The organism is Pseudomonas urethralis (genome assembly GCF_021602465.1).
Lineage (GTDB): Bacteria > Pseudomonadota > Gammaproteobacteria > Pseudomonadales > Pseudomonadaceae > Aquipseudomonas > Aquipseudomonas vlassakiae.
Genome location: NZ_BQIJ01000027.1, coordinates 1 through 23,360 on the forward strand (window position 1 = coordinate 1; position 23,360 = coordinate 23,360).

Below are 23,360 nucleotides of genomic sequence, written 5' to 3' on the forward strand. Positions count from 1 at the left end.
AGATAGCACAAGCCGCACCTGATACCCGACTGAAGTAAATCTGCACCTACATCTGCTGAATTAACAGGCTGCCCCAGCTTCTTTCGCTACTCGACGTACTTACTTGCGTTTTCACACAGCCTGGACCCAAAGCTGTCCTTCAAGAAAGGCAGCTAACGGCGAGAAGCGGTCATTTTGTATCTACAGGTTTCGGGGCGATTCACTCGTCTGATGCTCAGGAGCACCAGGATGGGCGTCAAGGAGGTGGTCATCTTGAGGTGGACTATGCTGACCAGTTGCTCTCAAATCTAATCGTGAGGTCCTCCATGGCAAACCCCAATCTGCTGGCTCTATTCAGAGATGAAGTCCTTCTGACCGGGCCTGAAAGCTCCCTTCCAAGCAACCTATCTCAGTTCTGGCTTGAGGAGCTCCAGAGTCATCTGGAGAGGTATTTCGACGGTTTGAACTCGGATTCAGATGCAGAAGAGAAGGATCTCGACATCTCTCTCCCACTCGCAGCGATCATCCACATCTTGTTCGCGAAGAATGGTGGGGAGGAGATATCCGAGAGCTCTGAAAAGCTGTACGAGTATTTCCAAGACTACCGGCTCGAACTGGCCCTTGAAGAGATCACGCGAAAGACTCATGTGGCTGCCGAGGCTGCAACCATTGAGACCATCTTCACCAACCGAGATGTCCTGGTGGAACAAGGCCCCCTTCTTCAATAGGTACCTCCACCGATGCCATCGCCGGCGGGCACGCTCCGAGGCATTGATGGAATGCATTTTGACGGCTGCCGAGATCAGCGAATGAAAGAAATTGCTGCGCCGATGTTCGATCTAATCGCTTTGTCGCTTCCACGAGGGTTGGGGTTTGGGGACAGCCCGCCAGTAGGGGCATGGCTTAGTGAGGACGGAATTTCTTGTGCCGCTCTAACCCGAAATATCCATTCCGGCAGCTTCGGAATTGTCACCTTGCGGCGTCGTGTCGATAGCGTGTGGGTGCTCCTCAGCCATAGTGAGCGCACCACTGGCGAGTCTGAAGCCCGCGCCTCAATCAGCCATTTTCTCTATACCCAAGCCCATCCGCTTCCACTCCCTTCAGGTGAACGACGACGTGCTCCTCTAAGCAGAATGGGTAAGCGCACACCAAGCGTGGTGTTCAAATCACTATTTGATCCAAGCCGCCGTATTGGGGCGTGGGCGCTGAATCAACTGTATCTCGCACTGCCATCCCCAGACAGAAATTGGGTTCCCGATTGCCAGACTGAGAATTTTCACACCCGCCTCTGGGAAGCCCACCTATTAGCGATTTTTCGTGAACAGGGACTCTTGGTCACCCAGCCTAAAGAATCACCCGATTTTCACATCGAGAATAGGCTGGGAGATGAGGCCTGGGTTGAAGCAGTGACAGCCAACCCGGAAGAGCGGTATGAGCATTTTGGCGCCTCGCCGGTCCCCCCACCCGCTGACCGACATGAGCGTTTCTTAGGAGCGGCTGCAGAAAGGTTTGCGAGGACCATCCAAAACAAATTGGACAAGCGTTACGAATCCCTACCGCACGTGGAGGGTAAGCCGCTCATTCTGGCCTTAGCCGATTTCCATGCGCCCAGTTCAATGCTGTGGAGCAGGGAGTCGCTCATCAGCTATCTCTATGGCTTTGCAGTTCACTCATCTGCGCATCGTGGTACGCACCTGATAACTGTGGAGGAAGAGACATCTCTGCTATCAGGGCGCCCCAACGGCCTATTTACGCTAATGGAAAATGCCCATCTTTCAGCGGTCATTTTCACCAATGCCTGCACAGTGCCAAAGCTCAGCCGAGTGCCGATCTCAGGTGGAGCTCATCTAGACGGGTACCGATACTTGCGGTTTGGTGAGTTTTTCGACCGTTCTCCGGGAGCATCACGAGGTATCCCATTTCTGTTGGATGTAGCGTCCAGCGACTACGGTCAGCTCTGGCCGCAATATGGCTACGAGCCGTGGTCTGCTGAAGTGGAGGTATTCCATAACCCTATGGCACTATACCCGGTGCCTAATGAGTTGATACCAGAAGTCACCCACTGGAGAGAAGTAAACGGAAGAGTCGAGTGCGAATCTTTCTTTGATGTATCCATACTCCGATCCAGAACACTCGTCCTCAGTGCAAACGCTAAGGTTCCGTCACTCGATGAGTTGCTGACAGCAGCCAGTCCTCCAGAGCTCTGACGGCGGCGGGGTGGCCGCATCGTTGCCACGCAGGTAGATGAGAATTTCTCAGCAAGCTACCCAGCCAGGGGAAGGACATGAGATCCCCTGCGCAATTCAGGACCGTTGAAGCGTCACCTCTCTTCGGGTAAAAGCATGACCGTCATACAACGCTACAACAGCGTCATACCCGAGAGCATAGGAAGAAAAATGTCGATCCAAGGACTAAAACGATACTTTGGAAACAAGATTCACGCAGTGATAATGATGGCCCCGCTTAAGCGGGAAATGATACGCCTCGGCATATGCACCCTTATGGCGATTATTCTGAATATCATCTTGTATACCGGCGTTGAAGTAGACGGCACCATCAAGCCGTGGGCAGAAACCCCGATAAAACTGTTTGCATCGTCGATGTTATTCGCCTTCATGATCAAGGCTTTTCTGCCAGTTCTCGGCTGGACGATACTGAAAGCAATGCTGTTGAGTGCGAACAATGCCTTCAGCGGCATACTGAGTTTTTTGGGCAATCAGTTCACAGGCGTCATGTACTGTACCGGAATTATTATGGGTTCTATCACGATTAAATTGTATATGGTTTCCGGGGTTTTAGACTCTGAGTTTGCTTATCTGTCCGCAATCGTATTTGCTTCCGGGGTTTTATATTTCTATGTGCTGCAATGCGCCATTCAAAAAACAATGAGTCCGGCCCTGCGTACACCAGCAGTACCGCGTTAAACCACTAGGCTGTGACTATTCATCTCTGGTGCTCAGTAGGCGCTCGCTCTGCTGAACCCTCACCCATACACAACCATTAATGGACTGGCCCGCCTTCGACTTTATGAAGAAGGCGAGCGAGCACGTGACTGATTGCGCATGTATTCCGAGATGAGACTTTCGAAATTGATGTCCGCCTCCTCAACGAGAATATTGACGTGACAGTACAGCTCTTCAGGACCTCTGAGATAATTGAAAATCCTTGATCTAACGATGCCGCAAACCCCTTCTTTGACCGCCGTAGAGGGGAGGTTGATAACATCGCCAACGCACGGGATAAGAGCTAGGCCATGGTCGCTGTTGAAGACAATGTCAGCTGGACAGGCATCAATGCTGGCATCGGATTGTCCTTGCGAAACCTGCTGATAATCAATGCTATACCTCATGTACAGCCTACCTCATTTGTTGAGTGAGGAATCAGCGCCGCGGATCGTAAACAGAAACCTCAAGTTCGCAAGCGACGGGAGCATGTAGCGGATTTTCGGTACTAGAGAGCTTGGCAACTATCGTTTTTCAAGCACATACCCTACGCCCCGAAGCGTATGTATCAGTTTGGTCTCGAAAGGGTCATCTATCTTGGCTCTGAGTCTTCGAATCGACACCTCTACAACGTTTGTGTCGCAGTCAAAATTCATATCCCAAACCTGCGAAATAATTTGGGTGCGGCTCAGCACCACACCGGTATTACGCATCAGGTAATGCAGTAACGCGAATTCTTTCGTGGTCAGGTCAATGCGCTGACCGTCCCTGAATGCCCTGTGCCGGCTCTGATCAAGCTCCAGGTCAGCGACGCGAATGACCTCTACGGATGCAGGGTGATCTGACCTGCGCATCAAGGCGCGAACCCGGGCCAGCAGCTCAGGGAACTCAAATGGCTTGATCAGGTAGTCATCTGCTCCGTTCTCCAGCCCCCGGACCTTATCCGCCAGCCGGCTTCTCGCCGTCAGCATCATGATACGGGAAGGGCAGTTTTTACGACGCAACAACTCAAGGACCTGCCAACCGTCCATCTCTGGCAGATTTATATCCAGGATAATCAGCTCATATTCGTGCTGCTTAGCCAAGAATAATCCATCTGACCCGGTGTGGACGCAATCTACGACATAGCCACATTCCGTCAGACCTTGACGCACATACTCCGCAGTTTTTACTTCATCCTCAATTACCAGAATTCGCATGGGATTTTGTCTCGATATCACTGAGCAATTAACCGCGCACGCGCGCCGGCATTATTGAAAGGGATGGTAAATCAAAATGAGCGTGCCGGGGCTCAAATGACGGATTTGTAATTTCTAGGTAATACAGTTGATAGTCTGGCGGTATATCTTGTCGCGGTTTGGGTTTGACAGTTGCGGGCCCTCTCTCCAGCAGGTGATTTGACCTTATGAAGTATTGGGTTATTTTCTTCTTTGTGCTGGCTTCGTTCCGCTCAGATGACGGCGAGGTCGCTCACATTGAAGAGACTGGTCATTGGTGTAGTCATGAACTTCACCGGCATGCGATGCGTACAATCGAACGCCTACTTGAATTTTAGGCAAAAAAAGGCGCCCAATGGGCGCCAAATATCCACCTTTTACCAAAGGAGCACTTAAGCCACTCAAGGTGAATTCGTAATGCTCGTTTTACTAATAGGACCAGTTAATGAATAACTGGTCCAGTTAGCGAATTACAGAATCGAAAGCGGGTACTCAATGATCACACGGGTTTCATCCAGATCCGATTCGAATGCAGTGGCACGTGTGGTTGCCTGGCGCAACCGGAAGGACAGATCTTTTGCTGGACCGGTTTGGACAACGTATTTGACTTCGACGTCACGCTCCCAACGCTTCTGATTGTCGAGCGGGTTGCCGTTGTCATCAGTGCGCATGTAGAACTGGTTAGCGTTCGAGTAATCCGCGCCCGAGCCTCTGGCGTAGCGGGTCATGAACGTCAGGCCTGGAATGCCGTAGCTGGTGAAGTTCAGGTCATAGCGCAGCATCCAGGAACGCTCTTTCGGCGAGTTGAAGTCGCTGTACTGGATGGAGTTGTCGACGAAAATCGAGTCCGACTGACGCAGGTAGTCAAAATCGTCGTCGCCGTTGTTGCGCTGGTGCGACAGGGCTAGGGTATGGGCACCGTAACGCACGCCGACCTTGGCACTCCAGATGTTGTTGTCGAATTCACCCAGGCGCTTCTTACCTTCATCTACGGCTTTGTAGTAGTTGAAGCCACCGATCAGCGCCAGATCGTCGCTCAGCGGGTAAACCACGCTGGTGCCGGCGTAGTACTGATTCCAGACGTCTTTCAGCTGGCTGGCGTAGACGCTCACAGTCCAGTTGTCGTTGATCGAGTAGTCACCGCCACCGTAACCGATCCATGGCGAGTTGACCGGGCCGCCGTAGAACGTCACGAAGTTGTCGTTCAGGTTGCTTGAGACCGGCTGGCTCATCGCATGCAGACGACCACCCTGCAGGGTGAGGCCTTGGATGCTGGTGTTCTCAACGGTCACGCCGCGGAAGCTTTCTGGCAGCAGGCGAGAGTCGCCGGATGCAACGACCGGAGTCGATGGGAAAACATCACCTACTTTCACGATGGTATCGAACAAGCGGACTTTGGCTGCGCCGCCGACCTTGGTGTATTCGTCGCGAGCTTCGCCCTTGTTATCAACGGGTAGCACGTCGAAGGAGCTACGGCCGCCGTTGCGCCCATCACCGGTGTCGAGCTTGAGGCCGATCATGGCGAAGGCATCAACGCCAAAGCCAACGGTTCCCTGGGTAAACCCAGAGTTGAATTTGCTGATGATCGCGTGCGCCCAGGCTTCGGAGTAGCCGTTGGTGTTGCCCTTGCCACTGTTATAAGTGGGGGCAGTGCTGTCGCGGTTATCACGGTTGAAGTAGAAGTTACGGTTCAGCACTGTAAGGCTGCTGCCTTCAATGAAGCCTTCTGGCTTGTCTTCTGCCTGTGCCGAAATAGCATAGCTTCCAGACAGCGCAGAAACTGCCGCCAAATACAGTGGTACTTTGATTTTCATCCGATGCTCCTTTGATTCACGGCAGTTTTTATTATGTTTACCGGCGCGGGTGTCGTTAATTGTTCTGACCAGGCGGCGCGCCTAGCGTAGCGCGAGCTCATATTTGCAGGCCGAAGATAACGGGGGGGTGATAGGAAAATTACAATTTCGTCATCTACCTGTTGTTCGGGCCTTCGCACCGCGTGTTTGCCATCTCCGTTGCTTGTAACGAAATCATCGTGTCGGGTTTGGTTTCCCAGTATTTTCGGGCATTACAGGACATTCTTACGGAATTGTAATTTTCTAGCCACCCCTCTGATAGCTACCGCTCATTAGAGTGCCATCACCTAATCAAGTGGGGCTTGGCAGCTGTTTCGGCGTTCTCGCCAAGCTTTATCGAAGTTTGTGCACGAGGACCATCAAAGTGCCCCGGTATAACCGCAATGTCTTACCCAAGACCCCCGTCTCGCCCTGGAAGATCGCTGCACTCTGTGCAGTCATCTCTGGGTTGATGGCGCCTGCAGCCCTTGCCCAAAGCATCAGCTTGCCCCAGGCGCTTTCGACGGCCATGGATGCCAACCCAGACCTGGCCGCGGCCAGGCAAGAAATTGGGATCGCTGATGGTGCTCGCAAGCAGGCCGGGCTTATCCCCAACCCCACAATCTCGTATGACGTGGAAGACACCCGTCGTAACACCAGCCAGACGACTGTCTCTCTCAGCCAGACCCTTGAGCTGGGCGGTAAGCGGGGGGCTCGTGTTGACGTCGCCACATACGGGCAGACCGCCGCACAGCTTGAGTTAGACCGTCGCGTTAACGGCCTGCGTGCAGATGTCGTCCAAGCCTTTTACGCCGCGTTGCGGGCCCAGACAGGTCTCGACCTGGCCAAGCAATCTCTCGAACTGACTGAGCGCGGTCTTCGCATCGTCGATGGCCGTGTTCGCGCAGGTAAGTCGTCCCCAGTGGAGGCGACCCGCGCTCAAGTGCAACTGGCCGAAGCCCAGCTGCAAGTTCGACGTGCAGAAACGGAAAAAGCGACCGCTTACCAACAGCTCGCTCAAATTACCGGGAGCTCAGTCACCGTGTTTGATCGACTCGAATCGCCAACCCTCTCCCCGGGCTTGCCACCTCGCACTGAAGATCTGCTGGCTAAGCTCGACCAAACAGCAGAAATGCGTCAGGCCGTGGTGCAGATAGACAAGAGCGATGCCTCGCTCGGCTCAGAGAAAGCTCAGCGTATCCCGAACCTTACTGTCAGTGTAGGTAGCCAGTACGACCGCTCTGTGCGCGAGCGGGTCAACACTGTGGGCCTGTCTATGCCTTTGCCGCTGTTCGATCGTAACCAGGGCAACATTCTTTCCGCTTCTCGTCGTGCAGATCAGGCCCGGGACCAGCGCAATGCTGTTGAGCTGCGCCTGCGCACCGAAACCCAAACCGCGTTGAACCAATGGTCCACCGCCATGCAGGAGGTCGAGTCCTACGACAAGACCATTCTGCCTTCAGCCCAACAAGCCGTAGAGACCGCAACCCGCGGCTTCGAGATGGGCAAATTCGGTTTCATCGAAGTGCTGGATGCCCAGCGCACCTTGATCGTCGCTCGTGGCCAATACCTCGAATCGTTGGCAGCGGCGACCAATGCGCGTGCGCAGGTGGAAAGGGTTTATGGCGAAGTCGGCTCAACCGCCGGCACTCGCTGAACGGGCCAAACATTTTCTTCGGCACACAGCCTTGAACAAGCCGGTGCCTACGATCAGCAGGAGTAGCAATGGATAACAAACGCAAGATCGCCCTCGCGGTAGCCGCTGTGGCAGCCCTCGGATTTGGCAGCCTTGCCTGGAACAACAGTTCCGGACAGCAGGCCGCCAGTACTGCCGAGCATGGCGCTAACGATGGCCATGGCGACGAAAAGAAAGCCGCATCTGCCGCCAAAGAGGAAGGTGATGAGGGCCATGGTGAAGAAGGCCACAGCGAAGAGGGCGGTGAAGAAGAGGGCAAGCTGACGCTCAGCGCTGAACAGATCAAGGCCGCTGGTGTTGCCCTGGAAGCTGCAGCGCCTCGTGACCTCGGTACCGTCGTGAGCTTCCCTGGCGAAATTCGCTTCGACGAAGATCGTACTGCCCACGTGGTTCCTCGTGTTCCTGGCGTTGTTGAGGCTGTCCAGGCCAACCTGGGCGAGACGGTCAAGAAAGGGCAAGTCCTCGCGGTAATCGCCAGCCAGCAGATCTCTGACCTGCGCAGCGAACAACAGGCCGCACAGCGTCGCGTCGAACTGGCGCGTGTGACCTTCGAACGTGAGAAGCAACTGTGGCAGGACAAGATCTCTGCAGAGCAAGACTACCTCCAAGCACGCCAAGCGCTGCAAGAAGCGGAGATCTCCTTGGCCAACGCCAAGCAGAAGGTCGGCGCAATCGGTGCCTCGGTTAACTCCGTTGGCGGTAATCGTTACGAGCTCCGCGCTCCCTTCGACGCCGTGGTAGTGGAGAAACACCTGACCGTCGGCGAAGTCGTCAGCGAGGCGACCAACGCCTTCATCCTTTCCGACCTGAATCAGGTCTGGGCGACCTTCGCAGTTCCGCCGACAGATCTGGGCAAGGTCACGACTGGCCGTGCAGTGAAAGTCTCTTCGCCTGACATGAACGTCGAGGTCGAAGGGAAGGTGGGTTATGTCGGCAGCCTGCTGGGCGAGCAAAACCGTGCAGCTACTGTCCGCGTCACCTTGACCAACCCCAACGGCGCCTGGCGTCCAGGCCTGTTCGTAAACATTGCGGTCACCTCCCAGACCGATCGAGTTGCCGTAGCGGTCCCTGAGCACGCTGTGCAGACCGTTGAAGACAAACCTTCGGTATTCGTACGCACCCCAGATGGCTTTGACACCCGCCCGGTAAAACTGGGTCGCCGCGACAATGGGTACGTGGAAATCATCGACGGTATTGAAGCCGGCGCCCAGGTAGCAACCAGTGGCAGCTTCACACTCAAGTCCGAGCTCGGCAAAGCTTCTGCCGAACACGGTCACTGATGCGAACTGACAGGATGATTTCTCATGTTTGAACGTATCATCAGATTCGCCATCGAGCAGCGCATCGTAGTAATGATCGCCGTTCTGATCATGGCGGGTATCGGTATCTACAGCTATCAAAAGCTGCCCATCGATGCGGTACCCGATATCACCAACGTCCAGGTGCAGATCAACACTGCAGCGCCTGGTTACTCGCCCTTGGAAACCGAACAACGGATCACGTTTCCAGTTGAAACGGCCATGGCCGGTCTCCCGGGCCTTCAGCAGACCCGTTCCCTGTCTCGCTCTGGCCTGTCTCAGGTCACCGTGATCTTCAAGGATGGCACTGACATCTTCTTTGCCCGCCAGTTGATCAACGAGCGGCTGCAGGTTGCGAAGGAACAGCTGCCAGAAGGTGTAGAGGCCGTCATGGGTCCGGTATCTACCGGCCTCGGCGAGATCTTCCTGTGGACTGTTGAAGCCGAAGATGGCGCGGTCAAAGAGGACGGTACGCCGTACACCCCGACCGACCTGCGCGTGATCCAGGACTGGATCATCAAGCCTCAGCTGCGTAACGTCCCGGGTGTGGCCGAGATCAATACCATCGGCGGTTATGCCAAGCAGTTCCTGGTTGCGCCGGATCCAAAGCGCCTGGCTACCTACAAGCTGACACTCAATGACCTGGTCGCAGCGTTGGAAAGTAACAACGCCAACGTCGGTGCCGGCTACATCGAGCGTAATGGTGAACAGTTGCTCATCCGTGCACCGGGTCAGGTAGGCAATATCGAAGACATCGCCAACATCGTGATCACCAGTGTGGATGGTGCACCGATTCGCATCAGCAGCGTTGCTGACGTCAGCATCGGTAAAGAGCTCCGTACAGGTGCTGCTACTGAGAACGGCCGCGAAGTCGTGCTCGGTACCGTGTTCATGCTGATTGGTGAAAACAGCCGCACCGTATCTCAAGCTGTCGCCGCCAAATTGGCGGACATCAACCGCACCCTGCCAAAGGGCGTGGTGGCTGTGACTGTTTACGACCGTACCAACCTGGTTGAAAAAGCCATCGCGACGGTGAAGAAGAACCTGGTGGAAGGCGCGATCCTGGTTATCGCCATTCTGTTCCTGTTCCTCGGCAACATCCGTGCGGCTCTGATCACCGCGATGGTGATTCCGCTGTCCATGCTGTTCACCTTCACAGGCATGTTCAACAACAAGGTCAGTGCCAACTTAATGAGTTTGGGGGCACTCGACTTCGGCATCATCGTCGACGGTGCCGTGGTTATTGTAGAAAACGCGATCCGTCGACTGGCTCATGCGCAACATAAGCATGGCCGCATGCTCACCAAAACCGAACGCTTCCACGAGGTCTTTGCCGCGGCGCGAGAAGCTCGCCGGCCGCTGATCTTCGGTCAGCTGATCATCATGGTGGTGTACCTGCCGATCTTCGCCCTCACCGGCGTCGAAGGCAAAATGTTCCACCCGATGGCCTTCACCGTTGTGATGGCGCTGCTGGGTGCAATGGTCCTGTCCGTTACCTTTGTTCCTGCAGCTATTGCCATGTTCGTCACTGGCAAGGTGAAGGAAGAGGAAGGCGTGGTCATGCGCACAGCTCGACTGCGCTATGAACCGGTTCTGCAATGGGTGCTGGGACATCGGAACATCGCTTTCTCGGCCGCAGTAGCCTTGGTCGTGCTCAGTGGTTTGCTGGCAAGTCGTATGGGTAGCGAGTTCATCCCAAGCCTCAGTGAGGGTGACTTTGCGATGCAGGCCATGCGTGTGCCTGGAACGAGCCTCACTCAATCTGTCGAGATGCAGCAGCGTCTGGAGAAAGCGGTGATTGCGCAGGTGCCTGAAGTTGAGCGGATGTTCGCACGCTCGGGTACCGCAGAAATTGCATCTGACCCGATGCCGCCGAACGCCTCTGACGCCTACATCATGCTCAAGCCTCAGGATCAGTGGCCTAACCCGAAGAAGCCTCGTGATGAGCTGATTGCTGAAGTGCAGAAGGCCGCAGCGGGTGTTCCAGGAAGCAACTACGAGTTGTCGCAGCCAATCCAACTGCGTTTCAACGAGCTGATTTCGGGCGTGCGTAGTGACGTCGCTGTGAAAGTCTTCGGCGATGACATGGACGTGCTCAACAACACCGCCAACAAGATCGCGGCAGCGCTCAAAGCGGTCCCGGGCTCATCGGAAGTGAAAGTTGAGCAGACATCCGGCCTGCCGGTGCTGACCATCAACATTGACCGCGAAAAAGCAGCACGCTACGGCCTGAACATCGCGGATGTTCAGAACTCGATCGCTATCGCCGTGGGTGGCCGTCAGGCCGGCACGCTGTATGAGGGCGACCGTCGGTTCGACATGGTAGTACGCCTACCAGAGACCGTTCGCACCGACGTAGCGGGTATGTCCAGCTTGCTGATCCCGGTACCTGCCAATGCGGCACAGGGTGCCAATCAGATCGGCTTCATCCCGCTGTCCCAGGTCGCCAATCTGGACCTGCAACTGGGCCCGAACCAAATCAGCCGCGAGAACGGCAAACGTCTGGTTATCGTCAGCGCCAACGTTCGAGGCCGCGATCTGGGGTCCTTCGTTGAGGAGGCGACCGCATCGCTGGACAAGAAGGTGCAAATCCCTGCGGGCTACTGGACGACTTGGGGGGGCCAGTTCGAGCAGCTGCAGTCGGCTGCCAAACGCCTGCAGATCGTTGTTCCAGTCGCCTTGCTGCTGGTCATGACCTTGTTGTTCCTGATGTTCAACAACCTGAAGGACGGCATGCTGGTCTTCACCGGTATTCCATTCGCACTCACCGGTGGTGTTGTGGCGTTGTGGCTGCGGGACATCCCACTGTCGATCTCGGCAGGTGTCGGCTTCATTGCACTGTCCGGCGTTGCAGTACTGAACGGCCTGGTGATGATTGCCTTCATCCGCGGGCTAAGGGAGGAGGGACGAACGCTCAGACAGGCAGTCGATGAAGGTGCATTGACCCGTCTGCGACCTGTTCTGATGACAGCCTTGGTAGCGTCCCTGGGCTTCATCCCGATGGCTTTGGCCACCGGCACCGGTGCCGAAGTTCAGCGGCCATTGGCGACGGTGGTGATTGGCGGGATCCTGTCCTCCACCGCACTGACCTTGCTGGTACTGCCTGCCCTGTATCACTGGGCACACCGCAAGGATGAAGACGGCGACGAGGCCGAAGTGGTTAGCTAACAGCCTCCGCTAAAGAGAAGCCCACAACACGTGTTGTGGGCTTTTTTGTTTAAAGTGAAGTAGATGCACTTACCTTTCAAAATTGTAAGTTTCTCGTCATGCCGGTGATGCCTATGCATTGCTAAGGTTACGCCCGAGAAGTTTTGAAATTGAGAGGGTTTTATGAAAAAGCTAATTATCGCTGCTGCACTTGTTGTTTTCTCGGTGGCTTCGCAGGCCAACACTTTCTCCGAGAGCAAGCAGCTTCAATACACCAAGGAACACCAGACCGCAGTGGCCAAGTACGCGGAGAAAAATGGCAAGCCAATGCCAGAGATTCAGGATTACAAATATGGCATGAAGATAGACGTTGCGAAATTCGTACGTCAGTCGCAGGACCCCCGTACCTGCCAGGTCTATCCACGGTTGATGACCTTCGAGGACTCCCAGGGCACGCTCAAGACTGTTCGTTACTCGATGTATTCGCAATGCATCAACAACAAGTAGTAAACGATTTGAACAGAACAATTAGAGAATTCATAAATGCCAGGCAGTGCCTGGCATTTTTTATTACGCCCGATACCCCATAGCTTCGAAATGTTAACGCCTGGGCTCGGGCAAACCGTGCAATAGATCTTAGCCAACCAACAGAGACGGCTCCCCAACTGCAGAGGGCAATTGGAAGCCTTGACCCCAGAAGGGACGAGTTATGAAGAGTTTGCTTGAACGCCCTGATGACCAAGCCGGGCATGAAGGTCATAGCCATGAGCATGGCGGCATTTTTGGAATGAACACAGAGCTGATTTTCGCGCTGATCTGTGGTGCTCTCCTGGGTGCCGGAGCTCTCGCAGGAAAACTTGGCCTGATTGATCGTCTGCCTCTGATTCTGTACGTGTCGGCCTACGTGTTCGGTGGATGGTTCACCACTAAGGAAGCGGTTACCAACATCCGTCAGAAACGCTTCGAGATCGACTCGCTGATGCTTCTCGCCGCAGTCGGTGCCGCGAGCATCGGCGCCTGGGCGGAGGGGGCTCTGCTGCTGTTCCTGTTCAGTCTGGGGCATTCCCTTGAAAGCTACGCGATGGGGCGGGCCAAGAAAGCGATTGAGGCACTGTCCAAGCTCGCACCAGCCACCGCGATCGTACGCAGAGCAAATGGCACGGTGGAGATGCCCGTGGAGCTGCTGGTTCCCGGTGACGTTGTCATCGTGCGCCCCAATGACCGCCTGCCGGCCGATGGTTTTGTAGTCGTAGGCTCCTCAAGTATCAACCAGGCGCCAGTAACCGGTGAGAGCGTCCCAGTGGACAAGCAACCTGTTCCTGATGCCGAACTCGCACGCAGCAAGCCAGATGCAGTGGATGCAGCCTCGAAAGTCTTCGCCGGTACCATCAATGGCGAAACGCTCATCGAGGTTGAGGTAACACGGCGCTCTACGGAGAGTACCTTGGCGCGGGTCATCAAGATGGTCAGTGAAGCCGAAGTCAGGAAGTCACCGACCCAGCGATTCACGGACCGCTTCCAACGCATATTCGTCCCGTTGGTTTTACTGCTGGTAGTCGGGCTGCTATTTGCCGGCATTTTCCTTGACGAGCCGTTCCGTGACTCGTTCTACCGGGCGATGGCCGTACTGGTTGCAGCCAGCCCCTGCGCGCTCGCGATCGCTACACCAAGCGCCATTCTCTCTGGCATCGCCAGGGCAGCCCGAGGTGGCGTGCTGATCAAGGGCGGTGCGCCACTTGAAGAGCTTGGATCATTGAATGCCATGGCATTCGACAAGACCGGTACCCTGACCGAAGGGCGCCCACGTATCACCGATGTAATACCCATAGGCGGCACGCAGATCGAGGATCTGCTAAACGTCGCCATCGCTGTGGAGTCGATGAGCGACCATCCGCTGGCTGCGGCAATTGTGCGTGACGGTGAAGAGATGATTGGCACACGGCGCCGATTCCAAGCCAAGAACATGAGCAACATGATTGGCCGCGGCGTGCGTGCTGAGCTTGATGGGCAGTTCGTCTGGATTGGCAAGGTCGAGATGTTCGGTACCAATGGTATTCCCGCACTCAGCAAGGCAGCCCTGGAGGCTGCGGAGCGTCTACGTCAGTCAGGCCGTACCACCATGGTGGTACGGCGTGCTGACAAGGATCTGGGCGCTATCGGGCTATTGGACACACCCCGGGAGGGGGCCAAAGAGGCACTCCAGAAGCTTAGAGAGATGGGTATCGAACGCATGGTCATGATTTCTGGAGACCACAACCGCGTTGCAGAGGCTGTAGCCAAACAAGTTGGCTTAGATGAAGCGTGGGGAGACCTGATGCCGGAAGACAAGGTCAAGGCCATCAAAAACCTGCGCCTTAGCGCCAAGGTGGCCATGGTGGGTGACGGCGTCAATGATGCCCCTGCCATGGCCAGTTCGAGCGTTGGTATCGCAATGGGGGCTGCTGGATCTGATGTTGCCCTGGAAACGGCTGATATCGCGCTTATGGCTGACGACATCAGGCAACTCCCATTTGCGGTGGGGCTGAGCCGTCACACGCGATCGATCATCCACCAGAATCTGTTCGTCAGCTTGGGGATTGTGGCCATCCTGGTTCCGTCCACCATCATGGGCTTGAGCATTGGTGCCGCTGTTGCGATCCATGAGGGCTCCACACTGTTGGTCGTCTTCAACGCCTTGCGCCTGTTGGCCTACCGCAGAAGCACCTGATCCCTGAGCTTCAATCATGAAGCTAAGCAGGGAAATGACCTGAAGTAGAAGTACGGGTCGTGCGCGATCAGCGCACGACCCGTACTTTTCTCTCACTCGTCGATCCCGATGCGCTTGAGGCTTTCAAGGGCCTTTCCGCACTCAGGTGAGCCATGCCGTAAGCCGCAGGCCAATGCAGCTTTGAGGCTCATGACACCGGCTACGAAACCGACTTGATTGCCGACTCCGTGTCCGTCCGCAAATCCCTGATCATACGCAATCTCGACAAGCGCATTGATCGCCGCCAGGGTGTCCTGTTTGTTTTTACTCTTTTGCATATCTACTCCGCGAGCATTCAGCTCATATCGCTCGGTTAGGTGGCGGCGCCTTCAGGTTTGGGGTGAGCGAATCCCGCTCCCATAGCCAATCCCTAACGGGGGGCTCAGCCCGCCACCGTAAGGAAAATCAGCTATTGAGAGCAGATGACTCGTTTTGGTCACCCGTGCTGCTCGCCTCACCGCATTGGCACTGAGTGGGTACATCCGGGTAGTCGCTGTGATTCTCAATGAACAGCGTTCGGCAGGTTTCGCACCCATAGATCCGGGGCAGGGATTTAAGGCCGCTCGGAAGCACGTCACTCAGAGGCTCGTTATGCCAAGGAGCCCCGTCAAGGATTCTTGAACGCAGGATGTTTCCCAGGCGCCAGGTGTCACTTTGTGCGCGCCAGGACCACATCGGCGCAGAAAGCGAATACTGGATGAAGGTCTCTTGTGACTGCCTGGATAGCGGGTACTTGGGGCGGGTCCAGCCGGAATCGATGATGCTGAACCCCATGCCCATTTCTGCGCTCGGGTGGGTCTTTTCACCAAAGAAACGGTCATGCGTCGCTGGAGCCGTCGCATGATGGTCAGTCGGTGGGAATACCCACAGATAACACTCATCCCGGTTGACCATGCTGATGAGCTCGCTTGGCCCCCGCATGGGGGAATTTGCAGCCAGGGCGAAGCGATCCTTCCACGACATTTTGGGAGGCGGCGCAATACCAGCAGCGATGGCCAACGTGGCAGTCTTGGGGACGAAGCGATCGCCTAGCTCGTTCAGATCCAGGTTCTTGCAGAGAGCCTTGAAGGCCTTTTTGCGAGTCTTCGAGCTGAAGGAGGGGTCAAGGAGCAGGCGAACCTGGTTCACGCCGATTCCCGCAGTTCGTAGCACCTCAATGACTTCTTCAGCCACACCGACTGCTTGAAGATCGGTCAATCCTAAGCACGTTTTCGCCCGCTCGACCGCCGCGTAGAGGTTGTACTGCCGTGTCTCGTTGTCACGACAGACCTGAATTGGCAGCTTGTCTTGGATGGCAACTTGCGGTGCAACGGAGCCGATGGCCGCGTGGAACAGCTGGTGGAGGTGCAGATGAGAGTACGGGCGGCCAGAAGCCGAGAACGAGGCGTGCAGCTGAGCAGCGAGAGGTTGAAGCAGCTTTTTTGCAGACATGACTATCCCCTAATGAGCGACGTTGGGGTAGCTGCGCTTGTAGGGCCGTTAGACGCGAAGCTGGACGTCGAATCAGGTTCAATCATGAATAGGAGTCAGGTTTGATTTGCTTGCACGGCCACCATGCAAAGCCCGACGCGGCAATCACATCAGATTCGCCGAGCTTTGGCAAGAGCGGTCATCGGTAAGCGAAAGCAGGTAGGAGGAGGGCGCTCCATGCTTGATCACCTCCAGAAACAGGAAAGCCGGAAGCACGTTGAGCGCTTCCGGCTTTCTCACGTCAGACTGATGAGAGGGATCAGAAGACGTATTGCAGGCGGGTCACGATGGCATTGCCGCTGTCGTCGCCCACGGTGTTCTCGTTGTTGTCGGTGCGCACGTTGATGTAGTTGGCACTGACTTTCACCGCCTCGTTGACGTACCAGTTCACACCCACCGTGTGGCTCTTGGCCTTGCGCTCGTTCGATTGGTCCGCCGCGGTGACCAGGTTGCCGTCTTCGACCTTGATATCGTCAAAGCGGTAGAAGACTTCCCAGGCCCCCAGTTCCTTGTTCTCTGGTTTGATAGTGTCGAACTTGGCACCATCGAGCTTGTAGATACGCGGCTCGCCGGTCAGGGTGTAAGCCATCTGGGCGTAGTAACCGGAGGCCTTCATGTCGTTGTTGGCCTGGTCAGCTTTCAGCTTGCGGCGAAGGTATTCCGCTTGAACCGAGAACGGGCCGGTGGCCCAGGCACCTTCGAGACCCCAGACCGAGTCGTCCTTCCACAGGCCATCTTGTGCAGCAGCACCGCCAAACAGCATGCGGTTGCCGTTGGTGCCGGCATCGCCGCCGCCATTGGTATCTACACCGCGGACGCCCAGACGCGAACGAATCCGGGTATCGACCGCACTGTTTTTGAGGTCGCGGTAAGCGTACTGAGCACCGACGTGCAGGACGTTGCCATCACTGTGCAGCGGTGCGAACACGCCACGTACGTTGTAGCGCTTGGTGCTGTCGCCATCCGAGTTGTTATTGGTTTCGCTGAAAACGCTACCGGAAACATAAGCCATGTCAGCGATGGTGCTGGTGGCTTGAACACCCATGCCGGCGTTGTCGTTGATCCAGTCCGCCAGGTCGTACGAGAGGTTCCGCTCCATGGCGGTGGTCCACTTCGAACTGGTGGCTTTCTCAAGACCGAAGTCGGTGTAGAAACGGCCAAAGCGCAGTTGCACCGGCTTGAAACCCGTGTAGGTCAGGCTGGCTTCGTCGAAGTAGCCGTCGGAGTCGTTGCCCGTGTTGCGGGAAAGGTCGTAGTTGAGCTGATACTTCCAGTCGCGGTACAGCACGCCACCGAGCTCAAGGTAGGCGCGACGGAAGTAGCCTGCGTCAGCGGTATCGCCATTCTTGGTGAAGACACCATCGAAACGGCCGTAGTCGGCCTGAACTCGGCCGCCCAGTTTGAAACTGAATTCCTTGTCAGAAGTCGATACTTCAAGACCGCCCTTGGTCTTCAGAACGATGTCAGCTCCGTCAGTGGTTACTGTTCCGGAGAATGCTTGCGAGGAAAATGTGCCTATTATTGCGGCAGCCAACAGCTTTTCCCGCATGTTCGAAGAACGGATCATTGCTTGCCTCTCGTATGTTAAGTGCTTAGCTACCGACGTTATATTTCGCCCTGCGCCGGCCTAAATTTATCTTGCAGATGGGAGCAGGCCACGGTTGTCACCTGCTGTAACAAGATGCCTTTGTTCTAAGCACTCTGACTAGGTTGCAAGCGAATATGACAGTTGTGTTTCTGTAGTGTTAACGGAGGAGTTTCAAACCTAACAAAACTGTTACCGAACAAGCCAGTCCTTCTTATCAAAGAAGCTCTTCTTGATCAATCTTCGAATTTCCAAAACCTGCGGATTGCGGACAAGCTTCGTTTTGATAACAAGATAGACATCTTTCTCCTCCAGGTCGTCCAGGAAACCCGGCACGGGTAGGATATTTCTCTCCAGTTTTCGGCTGTAGTCGGGCAGCACTCCAATACACGCACCGCCAACGACAAGGCCTCGTGATAGGTTGTAGCTCTTGACCCGAGTGGTACCGCCCTGATGCTCAGCCATTATCGATGCCCACTTTCGTGAGCCCGCCAAGATCTCTTCATCCCAAGGGACAACGAGCATGAAGTTGTGCAAATCCAAGCTCTCCACTGGAAGGGTGACGCTTCTTGAATAGCGGCTGGAAATGAACAGGGCGTGCCCAATCCGGCCAAGCCGTTCAAACCTATACGTAGGATGGCGATCAAGCGCGCCTTTATCATCTGGGCTCACCAAAGCGATACCCACATCGACTTCACACTCAGAAAGCATCTGCGTTGTGCATTCTGAATGGATTTCCAGCTGCATTTCGGCATGATCACGCACGTAGGCGACTAGATCGCGGTTTACGATGTCGTTCAGCACTGGCTCTGTGATCGCGATGGTAAGCCTGGGGACTTCCTTTTCACCGGACTTGCCAAGGCCGTCTGGGCCGAAGAGCTGGCACAGGTAATGGCTGACCCTCTCGCCTGTGCGGGTCAGGGCAAGCTTGTTGTGTTTGTAGACAAACACGGGAGCACCAATGTGCTCTTCCAGTTTCTCCAAGCGTTTCCGCAGGCCTACCACTGGCACATTGAGCCCTCGGGCAGCCTGTTTGAAACTGGCACAACGTGCTGTTGCGAAAAACTCTACGGCCAGCTGATCATCAATTGGCAAATCATCCAATATGTCAGGGCTGTAAGGAACAACGGTGCTTGTATATGTTTCATTTTGTGTAACCATTAGGTCCCCCTTAATTCGGGGAATCTATCTCAATGCCACCCGGTGTTTCCTTATCTTGTCAACATTGTAATCCACGGGTCATGCATGCGTTATCGGAAGGCTTTTATTTCGAAAGCGTAATTTTCAGGCAATCCCTCTGATATTGTAGCGTGCTAGCCTAGTGCGCCGACTTGTTACTTACCATATATAGATTCGGCTAATTACGCATTTACATTTAGTTCACTATTTTTTCACCTTTGCCTCCATAGGCTTTGGGCATGGAAAATCAAACCCCACCTCTTACTACCTTACTGATTCGTTATCTGGGGATCGGCTTCATAGCAACGGGAGTCCATTATGCGGTGTTCCTATTGCTGGTTACGACAGAATTCGTTACTCCGTTACTGGCCAGTATCTGTGGCGGCATGGTTGGCGCAATCGCGAGCTTCATTGGAAATAGGGCGCTCTGTTTTGTGGCAGATGGCTCTCGTAAGTTTCAGCCTGTCAGGTTTGCACTGGTCGCGTTAACCACAAACTTCGGCAATGGCGTGGGTATGTGGTTCCTCATCAAGTCGAATCTGTCACCGCTCATCTCCCAAGTCGTAGTGACCTTAAGCCTCACTGCACTTGGATTCATTGCACATCGTTTTTGGACATTCAATCATGCAGACATTACATCGCTTTCCCGAGCGCCCTGATCCCTTGTTAACCATCGTGGTCCCTTGCTTCCAGGAAGAGGAAACCATCCCCGAGTTCCACCAGCGAATCACCCGCGTGGTGAAGCGCTTACCCGTCTCCTGCGAAATCCTCTATGTCGACGACGGCAGTAATGACCGGACGGCCGACATTCTTCGCCACTATCAGGATGGGTCATCTGTACGTTGCCTGTCCCTGAGTCGCAACTTCGGCAAAGAGGCTGCACTGAGCGCCGGGATAGACCATGCCCGTGGCAGTGCGCTGATCTTCATTGATGTCGACCTGCAGGATCCACCAGAGCTCATCGCGGCCATGGTGGACTACTGGCAACGCGGCTACGACGTGGTGAACATGCAGCGCAACCTGAGAATCGGTGATTCGTGGTTCAAGCGCATGAGTGCCCGGGCTTACTACTGGGTCATGCAGCGCCTGGTGGAGAAGGTGGACATGCCGGCCGATGTCAGCGATTTCCGATTGATTGGGCCTGCGCCGCTGGCAGCCCTGCGGGCCCTGGATGAACGCTCCAGGATTCTCAAAGGCATGATCGGCTGGGTAGGCTTTCGTACCATCGAACTGCCCTACAATCGCACTGTTCGCCATGCCGGGAGCACCAAATGGAATGCAGCTGGCCTGTTCAATCTGGCCATCGAGAGCATCGTCAGCTTCTCTCGCAAACCACTGCGCATTTTCAGCCTCATCAGTTTCGGTCTTTTCGTCTCCAGCATCTGCTACATGCTTGCGTCGCTTGTGGCAGGCAGTTTCGACATCCATCACCTGATCGTCGGAATGGCTTCATTCATGTGCGTCGGTGTCGCCATGGTGGGGGAGTACCTGGGCGTGACACTCGCGGAAGTGAAGCGCCGGCCTCTCTATTTCCTGAAGCACAGCAACAAGGCAGATCCCGTGTCACTCCACCCTTCGATGGCTTCGATCGAGGGTAAGAAATGCTGAACCTGAAGAACGAGAGGACGCTGTGGTGGGTCCTGGGTTCGATTTTGCTATTGCGTTTGGTGGGGCTGGGCATCTACCCGCTGATGGACACATCTGAGGCCCGTTACGCTGAAATGGCTCGCAAGATGGTCGAGTTGAATGACTGGATCACGCCCATGTTCGACTACGGGGTACCGTTCTGGGGCAAGCCTCCGTTGTCCTTCTGGACCCAGGCCGCGAGCATGACGGTCTTCGGCGTTAACGAGTTCGCTGCGCGCTTCCCAGCGTGGCTACTCCACCTGGCAAGCTGTTTCATCATCATCAAACTCGGCACGCAGCAGATTTCTCGTAACGCCGGCATCTGGGCTGCCATTATTTTTTCCAGCACCACACTTGGCCTGGTCTCCAGCGGTGTTGTGCTGACTGACCCTGTTTTGTCGTTCTCGATTCTGCTGGCCAGCTACGGTTTCTGGCGTTGGATGAAGTGCGCCAGCAAGGCGGATGCCTACCTGATGTTCGCAGGTCTCGGGCTGGGCTTGCTTGCCAAAGGGCCGCTGACCCTGGTGCTTATGGGGGCGCCGGCATTCGCCTGGTTCGTTATCTACAAGGAATGGGGACGGGTACTGAGGCTTCCCTGGATTAGCGGCCTTGTACTTATGTTCGGTATATCCGTGCCATGGTATGTCGCGGCCGAGATGAAAACGCCCGGCTTCATGGAGTACTTCTTCGTTGGTGAGCACTGGAGCCGCTACGTCGTCAGTAACTGGGCAGGGGACCTCTATGGTAGTGCTCATGCCAAGCCGTACGGCAGCATCTGGATCCAGCTCGGATTGTCGCTACTGCCATGGGCCTTGTTTCTACCACTGTTGATCCGCAAGCGTGGATCGATGCAGCGCTTCAAAGCCTACCTCTGGCTGTGGGCCTTGGCGACACCGGTCTTCTTCACATTTGCAGGCAACATTCTGTGGACCTACCTGCTACCCGCGCTGCCAGCGTGGGCATTGCTGCTGTCTGCACGGGTCAGCGAAGTTGGCCCGAAGACCACCTGGGCTGCCGCTGCGAGCGCATTGGTGTTGCCAATCATCGGTGCGGGCATCATCTACGCCGGGGTACTAGAGGAGCGCCCTCAGAATCAGCGGGATGTGGTTCAAGCCTGGCTCAATGTGCAGTCTGCTCATTCCGCTCCCCTGATCTATCCTGGCCGCCGCTCATACTCGTCGGAGTTTTACAGCAGCGGGAAGTCCGAGAACATCAAGGATCCTGCCAAGTGGCCGCGGGATGGCTCGTTCTATCTGTCCAGGCGCTTGCGAGACAGCAAGGATGGTCTGCCCGCTGATCTAGCTTGCACATCGATCACCGAAGCGAACGCCAGCCAGCTCCTGCTGTGCCATTGGAAACGCCCCGCACAAGGTGCCGAGGGTCTGGCCGGAGAAAGCAATGCGGAAACGCCTCGCAAGAACGAAGGCTAAATTCCAAGCACAAAAAAGCCAGGTTTTACCCTGGCTTTTTTGTCGATTTCTTTCGTCATTTGAAGTCCTATTTAACCGCCGATTAATTGTCGGCTTGTTCCTTACCATCCTTGCTTTCTTTCTTTTGCTCTTGAGCGACTTGTTGTTTGTTCTGGTCCGAAGAGTCATCGCTCCATAGGCGAGCCTGTTCGGTTCGGAAGTTCTCGTTGAACTGTTTCGTTCGCTCGAAGCCGCCTTCAGCGTAAGCGGTACCCATGAGACCCAGCAGCAGGCTGCCAATAGCGATAGATTTGACAAATTTCATTGTGAACCTCGGCTCATACTAGGCCAACCTGATTAGCGGCCTTTGTTGGTTTGTAGTTTAGGAACGCGAAGCTAACGACAAGGTGAGTCAATAATTACAATTCCGTAATTTTGGCTGCAGATAGGATGCGTTAAATCTTCAAATCTGGAAGGATCATGTCTATCTCGGCACTGTCGAGGGCGACTTCGAATTTTCTCTTAAATTACAATTTTGATATCTAGCGCGTTAATTCAGCGCGGCGTTGTTGGCCGCCCTAGGAGATAGCCATGAATGACATAGAGCCCTGGGCAGTTGCTATCGGTGACTTTCGCCGCTGCACTGAAAAACTCACTGTCCAGCTCGATGAGCTGACCTCGCAGACGCGCACCTCCAGCGCTGTTTTGGAGAGGTCGAACGAACTGGTGGAGCAGGTGGACGCTGTCGGCCGGCAGATTCAGGAGGAGGTGCGAAAGGCGGAGAAGGCTTGGTCGAACGCGGAGGAGGTTGCCTTGCGCGCCGCTGCATCAGCGTATTCAGCTGCATGCCGCGGAGTCGACACCGCCATCCAGCCACTGATCTCGGAGCTTACAGCAGCGACAAAGGCGGCGGACGCCTCTATCCAGGAGCTCAAGCGGGCACCGGTGCTGGCCAAGCGTTATGTGATGGTGGTCGCCACGGCGTTCTTCATTCTGGCGCTGATCTGTGTCTACTCGACCATGCGCCTGATCGATGCCGCCGGCAGCGTAAGTGCTCAAGAGAAAGTGAATGCTCAGTACTTCTCACACCTGTGGAAAAACGCCAATCCTGACGAACAGAAGATTATTAAGTCGGTGATTCTGCGGTCGCCCATGGACCCTGTGGTCCTTCGGCACTGATGCATTGAGGCAAACAAAAGGCCCGTCGATTGACGGGCCTAATCGTGTCTGCGCA

At 55.3% G+C, this 23,360-nt stretch carries 20 protein-coding genes; 12 read left to right on the forward strand and 8 right to left on the reverse strand.

Annotation, left to right across the window (positions count from 1 at the left end; genetic code table 11):
* Positions 1 to 305: 305 nt before the first annotated feature.
* The 3 genes from L6D64_RS26675 (at position 306) to L6D64_RS26685 (ending at position 2,903) form a co-directional block, all read left to right on the forward strand.
* Entirely contained in the window at positions 306 to 707 is a 402-nt protein-coding gene (locus L6D64_RS26675) for a hypothetical protein (protein ID WP_012269857.1), read from the forward strand.
* An 81-nt stretch (positions 708 to 788) separates the two neighbouring features.
* Entirely contained in the window at positions 789 to 2,186 is a 1,398-nt protein-coding gene (locus tag L6D64_RS26680; RefSeq protein ID WP_224765890.1) for a hypothetical protein, read from the forward strand.
* 189 nt (positions 2,187 to 2,375) lie between these two features.
* On the forward strand, positions 2,376 to 2,903 hold the full coding sequence (locus L6D64_RS26685) for a hypothetical protein (protein ID WP_012269855.1): 528 nt from the start codon (positions 2,376 to 2,378) through the stop codon (positions 2,901 to 2,903).
* Positions 2,904 to 3,004: 101 nt separating this feature from the next.
* Here the strand turns inward: L6D64_RS26685 and L6D64_RS26690 are convergent, their stop codons facing one another.
* The 3 genes from L6D64_RS26690 to L6D64_RS26700 all read right to left on the reverse strand — a co-directional run bounded on the left by L6D64_RS26690 (position 3,005) and on the right by L6D64_RS26700 (position 5,952).
* Positions 3,005 to 3,328 (reverse strand): hypothetical protein, encoded by a 324-nt coding sequence (locus L6D64_RS26690; protein WP_010951457.1) that lies wholly within the window; start codon positions 3,326 to 3,328, stop codon positions 3,005 to 3,007.
* 117 nt (positions 3,329 to 3,445) lie between these two features.
* The gene (locus tag L6D64_RS26695; RefSeq protein ID WP_003253420.1) at positions 3,446 to 4,120 is read right to left on the reverse strand and encodes a heavy metal response regulator transcription factor; all 675 of its coding nucleotides are present in this window, start codon (positions 4,118 to 4,120) and stop codon (positions 3,446 to 3,448) included.
* A gap of 488 nt (positions 4,121 to 4,608) precedes the next feature.
* The gene (locus L6D64_RS26700; protein WP_003253422.1) at positions 4,609 to 5,952 is read right to left on the reverse strand and encodes an OprD family porin; all 1,344 of its coding nucleotides are present in this window, start codon (positions 5,950 to 5,952) and stop codon (positions 4,609 to 4,611) included.
* A 403-nt stretch (positions 5,953 to 6,355) separates the two neighbouring features.
* Between L6D64_RS26700 and L6D64_RS26705 the strand changes: the two genes are divergently transcribed.
* The 5 genes from L6D64_RS26705 to L6D64_RS26725 all read left to right on the forward strand — a co-directional run bounded on the left by L6D64_RS26705 (position 6,356) and on the right by L6D64_RS26725 (position 14,818).
* Positions 6,356 to 7,627, forward strand: coding sequence for a TolC family protein (locus L6D64_RS26705; protein WP_010951456.1), 1,272 nt, complete (start codon positions 6,356 to 6,358; stop codon positions 7,625 to 7,627).
* 68 nt (positions 7,628 to 7,695) lie between these two features.
* Positions 7,696 to 8,946, forward strand: coding sequence for an efflux RND transporter periplasmic adaptor subunit (locus L6D64_RS26710; protein ID WP_010951455.1), 1,251 nt, complete (start codon positions 7,696 to 7,698; stop codon positions 8,944 to 8,946).
* 24 nt (positions 8,947 to 8,970) lie between these two features.
* On the forward strand, positions 8,971 to 12,132 hold the full coding sequence (locus L6D64_RS26715; protein ID WP_010951454.1) for a CusA/CzcA family heavy metal efflux RND transporter: 3,162 nt from the start codon (positions 8,971 to 8,973) through the stop codon (positions 12,130 to 12,132).
* Positions 12,133 to 12,294: 162 nt separating this feature from the next.
* Entirely contained in the window at positions 12,295 to 12,618 is a 324-nt protein-coding gene (locus tag L6D64_RS26720; RefSeq protein ID WP_003253432.1) for a DUF2790 domain-containing protein, read from the forward strand.
* 202 nt (positions 12,619 to 12,820) lie between these two features.
* The gene (locus L6D64_RS26725) at positions 12,821 to 14,818 is read left to right on the forward strand and encodes a heavy metal translocating P-type ATPase (RefSeq protein WP_010951452.1); all 1,998 of its coding nucleotides are present in this window, start codon (positions 12,821 to 12,823) and stop codon (positions 14,816 to 14,818) included.
* Positions 14,819 to 14,910: 92 nt separating this feature from the next.
* Here L6D64_RS26725 and L6D64_RS26730 read toward each other — a convergent pair whose 3' ends face one another.
* The 4 genes from L6D64_RS26730 to L6D64_RS26745 form a co-directional block, all read right to left on the reverse strand.
* Positions 14,911 to 15,135: a hypothetical protein gene (locus tag L6D64_RS26730; protein ID WP_010951451.1), complete on the reverse strand. Its 225-nt coding sequence runs from the start codon at positions 15,133 to 15,135 to the stop codon at positions 14,911 to 14,913.
* Between the two features lie 127 nt (positions 15,136 to 15,262).
* The gene (locus L6D64_RS26735) at positions 15,263 to 16,288 is read right to left on the reverse strand and encodes a hypothetical protein (protein WP_011953109.1); all 1,026 of its coding nucleotides are present in this window, start codon (positions 16,286 to 16,288) and stop codon (positions 15,263 to 15,265) included.
* A 298-nt stretch (positions 16,289 to 16,586) separates the two neighbouring features.
* Positions 16,587 to 17,894, reverse strand: a complete 1,308-nt coding sequence (locus tag L6D64_RS26740; protein ID WP_009395904.1) for an OprO/OprP family phosphate-selective porin — start codon at positions 17,892 to 17,894, stop codon at positions 16,587 to 16,589.
* A 210-nt stretch (positions 17,895 to 18,104) separates the two neighbouring features.
* On the reverse strand, positions 18,105 to 19,073 hold the full coding sequence (locus L6D64_RS26745; RefSeq protein WP_010951447.1) for a LysR family transcriptional regulator: 969 nt from the start codon (positions 19,071 to 19,073) through the stop codon (positions 18,105 to 18,107).
* 257 nt (positions 19,074 to 19,330) lie between these two features.
* On the opposite strand from L6D64_RS26745, the gene L6D64_RS26750 reads away from it, so the two are divergent.
* Genes L6D64_RS26750 through L6D64_RS26760 form a run of 3 tightly spaced genes read left to right on the forward strand, consistent with a single transcriptional unit; the run spans position 19,331 to position 22,147 of the window.
* Complete coding sequence (locus L6D64_RS26750) at positions 19,331 to 19,750, forward strand: GtrA family protein (RefSeq protein ID WP_010951446.1); 420 nt, start codon at positions 19,331 to 19,333, stop codon at positions 19,748 to 19,750.
* The gene (locus tag L6D64_RS26755) at positions 19,716 to 20,699 is read left to right on the forward strand and encodes a glycosyltransferase family 2 protein (RefSeq protein ID WP_010951445.1); all 984 of its coding nucleotides are present in this window, start codon (positions 19,716 to 19,718) and stop codon (positions 20,697 to 20,699) included. The genes L6D64_RS26750 and L6D64_RS26755 overlap by 35 nt, the downstream gene beginning before the upstream one ends.
* On the forward strand, positions 20,693 to 22,147 hold the full coding sequence (locus L6D64_RS26760; RefSeq protein ID WP_010951444.1) for a phospholipid carrier-dependent glycosyltransferase: 1,455 nt from the start codon (positions 20,693 to 20,695) through the stop codon (positions 22,145 to 22,147). The genes L6D64_RS26755 and L6D64_RS26760 overlap by 7 nt, the downstream gene beginning before the upstream one ends.
* Positions 22,148 to 22,229: 82 nt before the next feature.
* Here the strand turns inward: L6D64_RS26760 and L6D64_RS26765 are convergent, their stop codons facing one another.
* Positions 22,230 to 22,451, reverse strand: a complete 222-nt coding sequence (locus L6D64_RS26765) for a hypothetical protein (RefSeq protein WP_010951443.1) — start codon at positions 22,449 to 22,451, stop codon at positions 22,230 to 22,232.
* Positions 22,452 to 22,717: 266 nt separating this feature from the next.
* Here L6D64_RS26765 and L6D64_RS26770 point away from each other — a divergent pair, with 266 nt between their 5' ends.
* Complete coding sequence (locus L6D64_RS26770) at positions 22,718 to 23,305, forward strand: hypothetical protein (RefSeq protein ID WP_010951442.1); 588 nt, start codon at positions 22,718 to 22,720, stop codon at positions 23,303 to 23,305.
* Positions 23,306 to 23,360 lie beyond the last annotated feature (55 nt).

Bases quoted from the DNA above. Each gene is read 5' to 3' on its own strand.
- L6D64_RS26700 (WP_003253422.1), bottom strand. From the start codon at position 5,952: ATGAAAATCAAAGTACCACTGTATTTGGCGGCAGTTTCTGCGCTGTCT.
- L6D64_RS26715 (WP_010951454.1), top strand. From the start codon at position 8,971: ATGTTTGAACGTATCATCAGATTCGCCATCGAGCAGCGCATCGTAGTA.
- L6D64_RS26770 (WP_010951442.1), top strand. From the start codon at position 22,718: ATGAATGACATAGAGCCCTGGGCAGTTGCTATCGGTGACTTTCGCCGC.
- L6D64_RS26765 (WP_010951443.1), bottom strand. From the start codon at position 22,451: ATGAAATTTGTCAAATCTATCGCTATTGGCAGCCTGCTGCTGGGTCTC.
- L6D64_RS26750 (WP_010951446.1), top strand. From the start codon at position 19,331: ATGGAAAATCAAACCCCACCTCTTACTACCTTACTGATTCGTTATCTG.
- L6D64_RS26680 (WP_224765890.1), top strand. From the start codon at position 789: ATGAAAGAAATTGCTGCGCCGATGTTCGATCTAATCGCTTTGTCGCTT.
- L6D64_RS26710 (WP_010951455.1), top strand. From the start codon at position 7,696: ATGGATAACAAACGCAAGATCGCCCTCGCGGTAGCCGCTGTGGCAGCC.
- L6D64_RS26730 (WP_010951451.1), bottom strand. From the start codon at position 15,135: ATGCAAAAGAGTAAAAACAAACAGGACACCCTGGCGGCGATCAATGCG.
- L6D64_RS26695 (WP_003253420.1), bottom strand. From the start codon at position 4,120: ATGCGAATTCTGGTAATTGAGGATGAAGTAAAAACTGCGGAGTATGTG.
- L6D64_RS26685 (WP_012269855.1), top strand. From the start codon at position 2,376: ATGTCGATCCAAGGACTAAAACGATACTTTGGAAACAAGATTCACGCA.
- L6D64_RS26735 (WP_011953109.1), bottom strand. From the start codon at position 16,288: ATGTCTGCAAAAAAGCTGCTTCAACCTCTCGCTGCTCAGCTGCACGCC.
- L6D64_RS26740 (WP_009395904.1), bottom strand. From the start codon at position 17,894: ATGATCCGTTCTTCGAACATGCGGGAAAAGCTGTTGGCTGCCGCAATA.
- L6D64_RS26745 (WP_010951447.1), bottom strand. From the start codon at position 19,073: ATGGTTACACAAAATGAAACATATACAAGCACCGTTGTTCCTTACAGC.
- L6D64_RS26675 (WP_012269857.1), top strand. From the start codon at position 306: ATGGCAAACCCCAATCTGCTGGCTCTATTCAGAGATGAAGTCCTTCTG.
- L6D64_RS26725 (WP_010951452.1), top strand. From the start codon at position 12,821: ATGAAGAGTTTGCTTGAACGCCCTGATGACCAAGCCGGGCATGAAGGT.
- L6D64_RS26760 (WP_010951444.1), top strand. From the start codon at position 20,693: ATGCTGAACCTGAAGAACGAGAGGACGCTGTGGTGGGTCCTGGGTTCG.
- L6D64_RS26720 (WP_003253432.1), top strand. From the start codon at position 12,295: ATGAAAAAGCTAATTATCGCTGCTGCACTTGTTGTTTTCTCGGTGGCT.
- L6D64_RS26755 (WP_010951445.1), top strand. From the start codon at position 19,716: ATGCAGACATTACATCGCTTTCCCGAGCGCCCTGATCCCTTGTTAACC.
- L6D64_RS26690 (WP_010951457.1), bottom strand. From the start codon at position 3,328: ATGAGGTATAGCATTGATTATCAGCAGGTTTCGCAAGGACAATCCGAT.